Below are 11,834 nucleotides of genomic sequence, written 5' to 3' on the forward strand. Positions count from 1 at the left end.
AAAATCTTTATTAATTGACTTTACCTTTAAGTAATATTGTAAAATCATTTTTGCAAATGCCAAAAGTATTAGTCACAGATAAATTAAACGAAGCAGGTCTGGAAATTTTGAAACAAGTTTCTGAAGTTGTATATAAGCCAGGAATTTCAGTTCTTGAATTAAAACAAATAATTAAAGATTACAATGCTCTTTTAGTTCGTAGTCAGACAACAGTTACTAAAGAAATTATTGATTCTTGTTCTTCTAGTATGCAAATAATTGGAAGAGCAGGAGTTGGTGTTGACAATATTGATTTAGATGCAGCAACAAAAAAAGGAATTATTGTAGTAAATTCTCCTGAGGGTAATACTACAAGTGCAGCAGAACACACAATTGCAATGATGATGTCCTTAGCTAGATTAATTCCACCTGCAGATGCCTCAATGAAAAAAAATGAATGGAAGAGAACAAGTTTTTTAGGATTTGAAATATTTAACAAGGTTCTTGGTGTTGTAGGTCTTGGAAAAATTGGAGCTAGAGTAGCAAAAATTGCACAGTCAATGGGAATGAAAATAATTGCTTATGATCCATATGTAAGTCAAGAATTTGCATCACAACATAGGTTTGAACTTGTTAGCATTAATGATATTTGGGAAAGAGCAGACATTATTACTTTCCATGTTCCAAAAACTCAAGAGACAACAAATCTTCTTAATAAGGAAACACTAAAAAAATGTAAAAAAGGTGTGAGGATAATTAATTGTGCCCGTGGGGGTATTGTAAATGAAGAAGCAATAACTGAGGCAATTCAATCAGGGCATGTAGCTGGTGCTGCTTTTGATGTGTTTAATGAAGAACCTGTTAAAAATAGTCCTCTTCTTTCACTTGGTGACAAAATTGTTTTAACACCACATCTTGGTGCAAGTACTGAAGAAGCTCAATTAAATGTTGCATTAGATGTTGCAGAACAAATTAGGGATGTTTTAACAGGTGGCTATGCAAGAAGTGCTGTTAATTTACCTGCAATGAAACCTGAAATAATTGCTGAAGTTAAGCCATTTATGAAGTTGGCTAATTGGTTAGGAACAATTGCAGCACAACTTATAGATGGTAAAGTTCAGGAAATTCAAATTGAGGCTAGAGGTGAACTTGCTAAGAAAAATATAGACCCATTAAATATTTCAATTATAAAAGGTGTTTTAGCTTGTAGCATTGAAGGGGTAAATTTTGTAAATGCTCCATTAATTGCTAAAGCAAGAGGAGTAAAAATTACTGAATCAAAATCATTTGACTCAAGAGATTATGTAGAAGAGTTAAAAGTTACTTTAAAAACAGAAAAGAGAGTTAAAGTTGTCTCTGGAACACTCTTGGCACAAGGTGTTCCTGCAATTGTACAGATTGATAATTATTCAATGAATGCAACACCTGCAGAACATATGCTTTTAACACAGCACCAAGATAAGCCTGGAATGATTGCTCAAGTTTCAACTATTCTTTGGCAAGGAAACATAAATATAAGTTCAATGCATGTAGGTAGAAAAGGCCCAAGAGAAATGTCAGTAATGATATTAAACTTAGACGATCCACTTCCAGAAGAACTTGTAAAAAAAGTGGGGAAGATAGAAGGAGTCTTGGAAGCTAGATACATTAAACTGATTACTTAGCATTAATACATAATATTTCATTTTTGGATGCTAAAATAAAAAAACTATGTCAAATATAAAACTCTTACTTAAAGAAAAAGTAGATAAACTTGGGGACATTGGAGAAATTGTTTCAGTTAAACCTGGTTATGCGAGGAATTTCTTGCTGCCTAATGGTTTAGCAGCTATTCCAACACTTGGTGAAATAAAAGCAATGCAAAGAAAGAAAGAATTACTAGAAAAGCAATATAAAGAAGAAAAATTAACAGCAGAAGAGTTAGCTAAAAAGATTAGTGAATATCCGTCGCTTAGTATAGTTGCATCTAGTGGTGCAGCTGGAAAACTTTTCGGGAGGATTACACCGAAAGACATTGCAGAAAAATTGACCAGTCTTATTGGGGAAAATATAGACAGAAAACAAGTACTCTTAAAAAGATCAATCAGTGAACTTGGTGAATATGAAATTAAATTAAAACTTCATGGTGAAGTTATAACTCAGATTAAACTTATAGTTAAAAAAGAAGATGTCTAAAAAGCTCTCAATTTTAAAAAAAATGTTTTTATTGATACTTCTCTTGAATTTATTAATTGGTCTGGCCAAGGGAGCAAGTGCTGAAAATAGTCTAAAAGGCGAAAGATTGTTTAAGGCTAATTGTAGTGGTTGTCATTTAAATGGGCAAAATCTAATAAGACCAGAAAAACCTATAATAGGTTCTTTAAAGCTTCAATCAAAAAAGACGTTTAAAGCTTTTATAGAAAATCCACCACCACCAATGCCAAAGTTTAAAAACATTGCAGATAAACCTGTACAATTAGATGCTTTATACAAATATGTAACTTCACTTAAAGGCCAATAAAGATGTCATTTGTTACTTTTGAAGGAATTGATTGTTCTGGCAAAACCACTCAGATAAATCTTTTAAAAAAATATTTTCAAAATAATCAAGATGTAATTTTTACATCTAACCCGGGTGAAACCCAACTTGGAAAAGAGCTAAGGAAGATTCTTTTACACAGATCAGATCTTAAACTTTCTGAAATAAATGAAATGTTTTTATTTTTTTCTGGTATTCAGGATAATTATGAAAAAATAATTTTACCTGCCTTGTCAAAAAATCAAACTGTATTTTGTGACAGATATTATGATTCAACAATTGCATATCAAGGTTTTGGAAGGCGTCTTGATATGAATAAAATCATAAAATTAGTTGAAGTAACTGCTCTTCCTGAACCCAACTTAACTTTTTTATTTAGAATTGATTTTGATATTTTTTTAAAGCGATCAGAAAACAAGTCTTCAAAAGATAAAATGGAAAATTCTAAAAATCAATTTTATAAGAATGTAATTAATGGTTATGATGAATTATCAAAAATATATAAGAACAGATATGTAGTGTTAGATGGCTCAAAAGCTGTAGAAATATTGCATGGTGAGATAAAAGAAGTACTAAAAGAAAGATTAGGTGTTTGATAGAATGCTATGGAATGCCGAAGTAGCTCAATGGCAGAGCAACGGTTTTGTAAACCGTAGGTTGTCAGTTCGAATCTGATCTTCGGCTTGGTACAAAGCAAAGGCTTGTCCGAGAGTATGACTCAATAAGAAAGGAGAAAGAATTTGAGATTTGAAAGATTTGAAAGAAGACCTTATAGAGAGCTGCCAATGATTAATGAAAGGATTAGAGCAAGAGAGGTTCGCTTAATATCTGAAACAGGTGAGATGTTAGGCATAATGCCAACAATGCAAGCAGTAAAAATTGCAAAAGAAAGAGGTTACGATCTTGTATTAGTTAGCGGGCAAGAGGGTCAAACGCCAGTTGCAAAAATAGTAGACTATGGGAAATTTAAATTTGAAGCTGAAAAAAAAGCACGTGAGGCAAGAAAAAAACAACACATTGTTGATGTGAAAGAAATTAAAATGAGTTACAAGATAGAAAAACATGACTACCTGGTAAATGTAAGAAAGGCAGAAAGATTTTTAACTCATAACAAAGATAAGGTAAAAGTTACTGTTACATTACGTGGCAGAGAAATGGAACATAAGAATCTAGCTATTGATTTATTAAATAGATTTGTTACAGATATCTCTGTTTGGGGTGCTCCTGAAAAACCTGTAAAAATGGAAGGTAGAACAGCGCTAGTAATCATAACTCCAGTACAACATACACACAAAAAATAACTAAACTATAGCAGGTCTTTTAAGATGGTTCATTTCAGGAAGTTTAAAGTTTATATTTTCTTCTTTTAATTGTAAGGTTTCTACTGGGGCAGCAAGTTTGTTTAGTAAAGTCTCTACAAGAATTTCCGGTGCAGATGCTCCTGAACTTACACCTACAGTTTTTCCATATAATTTCTTAGACACTTCATATGTATATGGGTCAGGTACTAGTTCAGCTTCTGTACCTGCAAGCTTTGCAACTTCTACAAGGCGGCACGAGTTTGAAGAATTTCTGGATCCGATAATTAAAATATAATCAGTTAGTTTTGCTAATTCTTTAACTGCATCTTGCCTGTTTTGAGTAGCATAACAAATATCTTGTGCACAAGGAAGAGAAATTTCTTTGTATTTTTTCTTGAGAGCTTCAATAATTTCTTTTGTATCGTCTACTGATAAAGTTGTTTGTGTAGCAATAAAAACTTTTCCAATATTATTTGCTAGAGATTTAACATCTAAAACTGAACCAACTAAAAAACAAGAATCTTTTGGTAAATGACTCATTGCACCAATTACCTCCTGATGTCCTTTATGTCCTATGTAAACAACTTTGCAATCTTTCTTCCAGGCATCAATCATCTCAAGATGAACTTTAATTACAAGTGGACATGTTGCATCAATAACTGTTAGATTCCTGCTTTTTGCTTCTTCGAAAACTCTTACTTCAGAGCCATGAGCTGATAAAATCACACAGTTTCCATCTGGCACTTCATTAAGTTCGTCTACAAAAATTACTCCACGTGACTCAAAATCTTTCTTTATATGCTCGTTGTGAACTATCTCGTGTCTAACATAAATAGGTGGACCTAAACTTTTAAGTGCTAAATTAACAATGTCAATTGCCCTTATAACACCTGCACAAAATCCTCTAAGTGATGCTAAAACTACTTTTTTAACCATAGCACTGGTATTTTACCATCCAAAAAAAGTTCCCAATTGTTATGCTCCTTTATACTATACTTGTTTTAATTTTTGTGATGATATACTACTTCCTTGTAGAAAAGCTCGTTTAAATTTTCAGGAACCAGGCTTAAATGGTTTTTGAAGGGGTCTAATAAGAAGGCAATTTTTAAAAGGTTGCTTCATTGTAATTAAGGAGTGGTAATATGAAAAAAAACTTGTTTTTACTTTTACTTCTAGTTAGCATTGTGTTTCCAATGAGCACAATAAAAGCTAATGCTGCGGTAGAAGATATTGTTAAACAAACTACTGGAGTAGTCCTAGGAGTTGGTGCTGGACCAGTAGTTGGTGGCTTGCGTGGTTTCCTAAAAGGGTTGCTATGGGGAAAAGACGCAACTGCTGAAGCATTAGGGGACAAAGACGGTGTAGCTCAACAAGCAGTTGGTTATGCAACTGGTGGTGTAGTTGGTGCAGCTGCAGGTGGAGTTTCTGGAGTACTCATGGGTGCTTATGACGGCATTAAATATGGCTGGGATAAACCATGGTCACATGAAAACTTTAGCTGTGGTGGAAAAGGCTTAACTGATTATGATCCATTTAAGTGGGAATAATTAGTTAGACTGAAGTAGTAAAAAATATTAAAAAAAGAGGCTTACAAATAAGTCTCTTTTTTTTTCATGCTTTTAGTCTAGGAAACATTTACCACATTTTATCCAGCACTAAACTTATTAGTCGATTTAACTTTTATGTAAAAGTGCGAATAATTACTTTATAACAGTAATCATTGCAAGCGAGGAAAAATATGTTTAAGCATTTAACAAGTTTAATTTTAGCCTTGATTTTTAGTATACAGTTTATTTGTACAAAGACATTTGCAGAAGTTATAGTTCCTTTAAATGTTACTGTTAATGGATCGTTTGTTATAACTGATGCTGCAAATGACAGTATGTCAGGTACAAATCCAACTATAAATGTAAACCTAAATGTTACACCAGATATTGGTGCAGGTACAGTTAATGGTCAAGCTAATTTTAGAATAAGAACAAATCGAACTACATGGAGATTAACTACACAAAAAACAGCTACAAATACAGGAGGTACAGGACTTGCAGATACTGATGTTTCTCTTATAGTTTCAAAGTCAGCTGGATCTACTGGAAATGCAAATGCTGGTAATCTTGTTGCACCATTTAATGCTCCAACTACAATAGCTTCAATACCAACTGCTACAGCTATAGATGTAATTAGTGGTACAGCAAAAACATCAGGTGCAAAAGATGGTACAAATACAAATAACTATTTTCAGGTAAACACAACTTATGGTGTGCAGCCGGATTTCTTTTATTCACCCGGGACATTTAGTACAACAATTACATACAATTTAGTAAGTCCATAACGTTTTTATAGAAACAAGGTCACCTTGTCTCTTTAGTACAAATATCCTTTTATTTAAGTAGAGGCAAGGTAACCTCGTCTCTACTTTGAACATTTGTGGAATGAACATCTGTAGATGAGATATTTATTAAAAAAAATATTCTTGTTAATATTGCTTTTACTTGTGTGTAATATTTGTTTTACTTTTAAGCCTTTATGTGCTCAGTTAATGACACCAGCTAATCAGTTAGAACCACCAGAAGTAATATTAAACAACCAAAAAATAATTTTTACCAGGAAACCTATTCTTGACAATGAAGGCTGGCTTTTTCCACTGGAAGAAGTAGCAGTAAAACTTCAAGACAAAGTTAGTGTAGATATTGTAGGTGGCACAATTACAATTCAAAGATATAGAGATAAATCAATTGTTGAGCTAAACGTAAGAAATGGAACTGTAACGGTAAACAACAGCCCGTTTAAAACTCTTTTTGGCTATAACAGAATTATTTTAGGACAAGATGTACAAATGGTTCCTACAAGTGCATTAGTAATTTTACTTGGATTAGCTGTTAAAGATAATGATGAAGGAAAGTTAATTTTAAATAATACAATTGGAACAGATTCTACTTATCTTGGAACTATACAGCCACTCTCTCGAAAAGGCGTTAAAGATCTTTTAGTAGATTACTTAACAGTAACTAATTCATTTAACTGGTTAAAAACTCAGGAGCAATACCAAAGAAGAACAGAGATAAACAGTGGGTTTCATAATGATGACTATACTCTTACATCTGATTTTTTAGTAAAAGCAGGTACAGATGCACCACTTGTAAATTTTGATACTGCTAATGTTTCACTTTATAAAAATGCATCGCCATTTCAGTTTCACCTTGGTGATAGGCCTCTTAGCTTAGTTAAATCTCCTTTGCTTGGTGGCATTACACTCCGTGGTATACAAATTCAAACAGATGGGAAACTAAAAGATAGTAAGTTTGTTTTTGGTGCAGGTGTTTTACCAAGTGATGGTAAAGTATTAGGCAAAGGACTTTCTTTTGTAAGGTATGGAAGAATTGCTGAGATAGCTGAATGGTCTACCTCTCCAAATAAAGACTGGCAGTTTTCTATAGGTGAAGCTACATACAATGACTTAATACCAAATCAGTTAATAATGTCAAGGCAAACAGGAGCACTTCTTGCAGCAAGTATTACAAAAACAGGAAAATATATTGAAGGAGATTCTAATTTTGCATTTGGAACTTCAAGTGACATTCTAACTAAAGAAAATTTCTCAGGACCTGGTACTGATTTATTAATAAGGCTTAAGCCAAAAAAATATTTTAGTTTGTTTACTAAAGGAGCATATTATTCTCCTGGATTTTATCCACTTTCAGGTAACCCTTACTTTCATGACAGGAATGAAGCTACTGTTGGTTTTAATTTAACTCCATCAAGATCAAATATAGGATTTAGTCACTCTGTAGGAAAATACAATTTTAATGCTAATAGACCAAATACCTATAGTGTTAGCAATCTTTTTGCTTCTACAACGCCTTTTAAAAAAGGACCAACACTCCTTGCAAGTTATTCCCAAAACAAGTCACAAATTAGCTCAACAAGAGCAGTTGATAATCTTTTGTTTCCAATAAATAAAACAAATATTTCATCTATTGATCTTGATACCTTAATAGAACGTAGAACTAATTCTTTTTTTAGAGCAAGTTTACTTAAGAGCTGGGCAACAGCAAATGTAAGTTCAAGTATTAATTATTTTACATTTGCAAATAACAATCCTTTAAAAGCTTCAATCTTACAGAATCAACCTCTGACAAAACTTGTAACTTATGATTTTAATTTCAATAAGTATTTAAATAAAGTTTTTGGGTTACAGACTTATTTTCAAGGTAGTGAATTATATAAGCAAATTAAATTAGGTTTTAATTTAGGTCCAGTATTTAACAATAAACTAAATCTCCAGTTTTTAACTGGTGCATTAATGCAAACAAAAAAAGAACTAAGCCCAATCTATACAGTTCGTTTAAATTATCAAGTAAACAGTATGAATCAGTATAATTTAGACCTTGATAAAACTCCTTATTTTACACAAGTATCTGCTCTTTGGCAGTATAATTTACGCCCTAAAAGAGCAGGAACATTACCACAAGTTGGTGAGGCTCAATCGGTTGGAAGAATAAAAGGCAGGGTTATTGTACTTGAAGAATCAAATAAAGAGCAAGCTATTAGTAATAGAATTGTTTTACCTTCTACACATGAGAGAGGATTAGCTAATGTAAGGATTCACTTGGGAAATTACACTATTATGACTGATGAAAAAGGTTATTTTGAATTCCCAAGTCTTACAAATGGTATACATACTGTCCGAGTTGAATATTCTGATCTCCCATCATATTTAACTTCTATTACTCCTGAAAAAGTTGATATTAAAGTAGAATCTGGAAAAGAAACAAACTTTAATTTTGTTCTAGCTTATTTTGGTGAAGTAAAAGGAAAAATTAAATTAGCAAATGAACCACTAGTGAAACCTGAAGAAGAGCCAGAGTTACAAGACATTAGGGTTTATCTTGAAGGTACTGATGTTGAGACACTTACTAATATAGATGGTTCATTTGTATTAGGAGATGTTAAACCAGGAAAATATAAATTAAAAGTTGATCCAGATTTTCTTCCAGATATATTAGAAGCTTCTCAAGAATTAGAATTAGAAGTTCATGGAAAACAAAAAATTGAAAATATTCAGTTGCCTATTAGATTTAAATCAAAACAAACTGAAATAAAAGAATTTTAGGTTTTTATTTCTAGAGTAATAGTATAAAGAGCCCTAACTTTTAAATATTAGTAACTTCGTACCGATAACAAACTCGGGAGAGAAATAATTACGAGAAAGACTTGGACTTAAGTCTAAAACAGATTGTTTTTCTTATGGCTGGGAAAAATTTTCTTTTGTAATTTTAAATCTGCTTCCAGAAAGGAGCAAACTATGTTTAAAGAAATCATGAGACTATTAGCAGTAATAGCTATTCTCTGTTCTGCAAACATTGTTTGTGTAGATAGTGCATTTGCAGCAGGTACTGTACCATTATCAATTACTGTTAATGGTTCACTTGTAATCTCAGATGCTGATAATGACACTATGGCAGGAAAAGATCCTACAAAGAATGTTAGTTTAACAATTACACCTGATCTTGGCCACACTTTACAAAGTGGTAGTGCTAATTTTAGGCTAAGAACTAACCGTTCAACGTGGAGGTTAACTGCTCAGCGTACAGCAACAAATGCTGGTGGTACTGCAATTGCAGATAGTGATGTCAAGGTTGACATTAGTAAATCTGCAGGTTCAACAGCAAGTGCTGCCGCAGGTTCTTTAGTTGCTCCGTTTACTGCACAAACTGACCTGACTTCTATTACTACAGCTAGTCCAGTTGATGTTATTAGTGGAACAGCTAAAACATCTACAGCGCTAGATGCAAGTAATACAAACAACTGGTTTCAAGTTAATACTACGTATAGCTTGCAACCAGACTTTTTCTACGCACCAGGTACGTTTAGTACAACCATAACGTACAATTTTGTGTCACCGTAGGAGAAATAGCAATCAGCAGTCAGCAGTCAGCAATCAGCAAAATAAAAGAGCTGATAGCTGAATGCTGATAGCTGATAGCTTGTTAATCCTAGACTTATCAAATGATTTTTATTTTTTCAGTACTAAATTACTAAGACTTTTTAATTTGATAAAAATAATTTTGGGCATGTTATTCTTGCAACAAAAAAACACATATGAAATTCAATTTTCAGATCATTTATTTGTTCCTAGTGGTATTAATAGTTTTATCATTGATACCAATAAAATCTTTTTCTCAATCTGCAACAGTACCAGTCAATATAACTGTAAACGGGACTTTTACAATTTCAGATGCTGCAAATGATTCAAACTCTGGAAAAAATCCCACCATAAATGTAAATTTATCTGTCACTCCTGATCTTGGAGCTGCACCTGCAACTGGAGATGCTAATTTTAGAATTCGTACAAATAGATCTACATGGAGACTTACTGCACAAAGAACATTAGAGATTGATATAGGACCTACAAATATTACTTCAAAAGATATTGGACTACTTGTTACTACTCAAGCAGGAATTAATGCAAATGCTGCAGCAGGAACATTAGTACCACCATTTAACAGTCAAACAAATTTAAATGCAATATTAACTTCTTCCCCAGTAGATGTCATAAGTGGCACAGCAAAAACATCTACTGCCAGAGATACTACAAATACCAATAACTATTTTCAGGTTAATACTCGCTATAGTATTCTTCCTGACTTTTTTTACCAACCTGGTATTTGGAGAACAACCATTACTTATAATCTTGTAAGCCCGTAAGCCTCTTTAATAGTAATAACCCTAAGTACTATCGCTTTTTATTTAGGTTCTTTTAACATATTTATCCGATAGTATTTGTATACTAGAACCAAAGGACTAAATTCTAGTTCCAGCCATAAGAAAAACAATCGCTCATGACCTTGAAAAATTACATAGCAAGGATATTAATTCTTTTTACTGCTAGCGCATGCATTTTTATTTCTTCAAGTAATTTAAATGTGAAGTCAAGCCAAGCAACAATACCTTTAAATATTGTTGTCCTTGGAAAGCTGGTTATAACTGATGCAATTAATGACAATAGTCTTAGTAAAGACCCTACTATAAATGTCTTGCTGAGGCTGACACCCGATTTAAGTAACTCAGTAGTTTCAGGAAGTGCTGCAATAAGAATAAGAACAAATTTAAACAAGTGGAAACTTACTGCTCAAAGAACAAATATTACTAATTCTCTTCAAATAGATCCAAGTGATATATCAATAACTTATACAACTCAAACAGGCTCAAAAGGAAACCCAAATGCTGCTAGTTTGAATCCTCCTTTTGATATGGCAACAAACTTAAGTCAGATTTTAACTAGCTTTCCTACTGAAGTCTTAATTGGTAACAGTAAAACATCACTTGATAAGGAGCCTGATAATAAAAACAACTGGTTTCAATTAACTTCAAATTATAGTATCCTGCCTGACTTTTTCTATGACATAGGGGAATTAAATACTACGATTAGTTATAGTTTAGTAAGTCCATAAATAAGAACATATAATAATATTGATTGTAGATGCCCAAAGCTTTTTATATATTTTTCTTTGCTTTAATATTTTTCATTGCCTTTTCAGGTTGTGCTTTAGCCTGTCTGTCATTTACTGATGACTATAATTTTCCAAATCCTGTATTAAATGCAAACTTTAATATTTTGCCAGATGTTAGTCCTTTTACTGAATGTTGGACTGGTGTTTTTAGAATAAGAAGTAAACAAAATGGCTGGCGTCTAATTGCAAGTAGAGAAGGTCCAATGCCATTACAAGCTAGTGGTGCTCCAGCTGATAATGTTAAAGCTAGTGATGTAACGCTTGATTTTTCAATAAAAAGCTTTGGGCAAGCTCCACCGAACGGTGCTGTTTTAGTTTCTCCATTTTCTTCAATAACAAATCTGTCTTCAATTCAGTCAGGGACTTTTATTGTTTCAGGTATAGCAAAATCCAGTAATAGTTGTTCATCTAACAATCCAAGTTTTTATAGACTTACAAAAAACCTTTGTTTGTTTCATGATTTTGTATTTAATCCAGGGGAATATAATGGACAAGTGTCATATATTTTAGTGGCACCGTAGG

General features: G+C 32.7%; 13 protein-coding genes and 1 tRNA gene. 13 read left to right on the forward strand and 1 reads right to left on the reverse strand.

The genetic code is table 11. The features are described from left to right. The first annotated feature begins 56 nt into the window (after positions 1 to 56). The 6 genes from HYY52_04210 (at position 57) to HYY52_04235 (ending at position 3,798) form a co-directional block, all read left to right on the forward strand. Complete coding sequence (locus HYY52_04210; protein MBI2995890.1) at positions 57 to 1,643, forward strand: phosphoglycerate dehydrogenase; 1,587 nt, start codon at positions 57 to 59, stop codon at positions 1,641 to 1,643. A 46-nt stretch (positions 1,644 to 1,689) separates the two neighbouring features. Continuing rightward, complete coding sequence (rplI, locus tag HYY52_04215; GenBank protein MBI2995891.1) at positions 1,690 to 2,154, forward strand: 50S ribosomal protein L9; 465 nt, start codon at positions 1,690 to 1,692, stop codon at positions 2,152 to 2,154. Next, complete coding sequence (locus HYY52_04220; protein ID MBI2995892.1) at positions 2,147 to 2,479, forward strand: c-type cytochrome; 333 nt, start codon at positions 2,147 to 2,149, stop codon at positions 2,477 to 2,479. Before rplI ends, HYY52_04220 begins: the two co-directional genes overlap by 8 nt. A 2-nt stretch (positions 2,480 to 2,481) precedes the next feature. Next, complete coding sequence (gene tmk, locus HYY52_04225; protein ID MBI2995893.1) at positions 2,482 to 3,093, forward strand: dTMP kinase; 612 nt, start codon at positions 2,482 to 2,484, stop codon at positions 3,091 to 3,093. Between the two features lie 16 nt (positions 3,094 to 3,109). Then, a tRNA-Thr gene (locus tag HYY52_04230) sits at positions 3,110 to 3,181 on the forward strand. A 101-nt stretch (positions 3,182 to 3,282) separates the two neighbouring features. Continuing rightward, on the forward strand, positions 3,283 to 3,798 hold the full coding sequence (locus HYY52_04235) for a translation initiation factor IF-3 (protein MBI2995894.1): 516 nt from the start codon (positions 3,283 to 3,285) through the stop codon (positions 3,796 to 3,798). Here HYY52_04235 and ispH read toward each other — a convergent pair whose 3' ends face one another. Then, a complete protein-coding gene (gene ispH / locus HYY52_04240; protein MBI2995895.1) occupies positions 3,799 to 4,734 on the reverse strand; it encodes a 4-hydroxy-3-methylbut-2-enyl diphosphate reductase in 936 nt (311 codons plus the stop codon). 206 nt (positions 4,735 to 4,940) lie between these two features. On the opposite strand from ispH, the gene HYY52_04245 reads away from it, so the two are divergent. From HYY52_04245 to HYY52_04275, 7 genes are all read left to right on the forward strand, one after another. Next, positions 4,941 to 5,345 (forward strand): hypothetical protein, encoded by a 405-nt coding sequence (locus HYY52_04245; GenBank protein MBI2995896.1) that lies wholly within the window; start codon positions 4,941 to 4,943, stop codon positions 5,343 to 5,345. 191 nt (positions 5,346 to 5,536) lie between these two features. After that, positions 5,537 to 6,130 carry a hypothetical protein gene (locus tag HYY52_04250; protein MBI2995897.1) on the forward strand — a complete coding sequence of 198 codons (594 nt, stop codon included), beginning with the start codon at positions 5,537 to 5,539 and terminating at the stop codon, positions 6,128 to 6,130. Positions 6,131 to 6,244: 114 nt separating this feature from the next. Next, positions 6,245 to 8,911 (forward strand): hypothetical protein, encoded by a 2,667-nt coding sequence (locus HYY52_04255; protein MBI2995898.1) that lies wholly within the window; start codon positions 6,245 to 6,247, stop codon positions 8,909 to 8,911. Between the two features lie 192 nt (positions 8,912 to 9,103). Then, the gene (locus HYY52_04260) at positions 9,104 to 9,706 is read left to right on the forward strand and encodes a hypothetical protein (GenBank protein ID MBI2995899.1); all 603 of its coding nucleotides are present in this window, start codon (positions 9,104 to 9,106) and stop codon (positions 9,704 to 9,706) included. A gap of 194 nt (positions 9,707 to 9,900) precedes the next feature. Next, complete coding sequence (locus HYY52_04265; GenBank protein ID MBI2995900.1) at positions 9,901 to 10,506, forward strand: hypothetical protein; 606 nt, start codon at positions 9,901 to 9,903, stop codon at positions 10,504 to 10,506. 134 nt (positions 10,507 to 10,640) lie between these two features. Then, positions 10,641 to 11,252 (forward strand): hypothetical protein, encoded by a 612-nt coding sequence (locus HYY52_04270; GenBank protein ID MBI2995901.1) that lies wholly within the window; start codon positions 10,641 to 10,643, stop codon positions 11,250 to 11,252. Positions 11,253 to 11,281: 29 nt separating this feature from the next. Then, positions 11,282 to 11,833, forward strand: coding sequence for a hypothetical protein (locus tag HYY52_04275; protein ID MBI2995902.1), 552 nt, complete (start codon positions 11,282 to 11,284; stop codon positions 11,831 to 11,833). Position 11,834: the final 1 nt, after the last annotated feature.

Source organism: Candidatus Melainabacteria bacterium, from assembly GCA_016193285.1.
Classification (GTDB): domain Bacteria; phylum Cyanobacteriota; class Vampirovibrionia; order 2-02-FULL-35-15; family 2-02-FULL-35-15; genus JACPSL01.

Bases quoted from the DNA above. Each gene is read 5' to 3' on its own strand.
- HYY52_04210 (MBI2995890.1), top strand. From the start codon at position 57: ATGCCAAAAGTATTAGTCACAGATAAATTAAACGAAGCAGGTCTGGAA.
- rplI (MBI2995891.1), top strand. From the start codon at position 1,690: ATGTCAAATATAAAACTCTTACTTAAAGAAAAAGTAGATAAACTTGGG.
- HYY52_04220 (MBI2995892.1), top strand. From the start codon at position 2,147: ATGTCTAAAAAGCTCTCAATTTTAAAAAAAATGTTTTTATTGATACTT.
- tmk (MBI2995893.1), top strand. From the start codon at position 2,482: ATGTCATTTGTTACTTTTGAAGGAATTGATTGTTCTGGCAAAACCACT.
- HYY52_04235 (MBI2995894.1), top strand. From the start codon at position 3,283: ATGATTAATGAAAGGATTAGAGCAAGAGAGGTTCGCTTAATATCTGAA.
- ispH (MBI2995895.1), bottom strand. From the start codon at position 4,734: ATGGTTAAAAAAGTAGTTTTAGCATCACTTAGAGGATTTTGTGCAGGT.
- HYY52_04245 (MBI2995896.1), top strand. From the start codon at position 4,941: ATGAAAAAAAACTTGTTTTTACTTTTACTTCTAGTTAGCATTGTGTTT.
- HYY52_04250 (MBI2995897.1), top strand. From the start codon at position 5,537: ATGTTTAAGCATTTAACAAGTTTAATTTTAGCCTTGATTTTTAGTATA.
- HYY52_04255 (MBI2995898.1), top strand. From the start codon at position 6,245: ATGAGATATTTATTAAAAAAAATATTCTTGTTAATATTGCTTTTACTT.
- HYY52_04260 (MBI2995899.1), top strand. From the start codon at position 9,104: ATGTTTAAAGAAATCATGAGACTATTAGCAGTAATAGCTATTCTCTGT.
- HYY52_04265 (MBI2995900.1), top strand. From the start codon at position 9,901: ATGAAATTCAATTTTCAGATCATTTATTTGTTCCTAGTGGTATTAATA.
- HYY52_04270 (MBI2995901.1), top strand. From the start codon at position 10,641: ATGACCTTGAAAAATTACATAGCAAGGATATTAATTCTTTTTACTGCT.
- HYY52_04275 (MBI2995902.1), top strand. From the start codon at position 11,282: ATGCCCAAAGCTTTTTATATATTTTTCTTTGCTTTAATATTTTTCATT.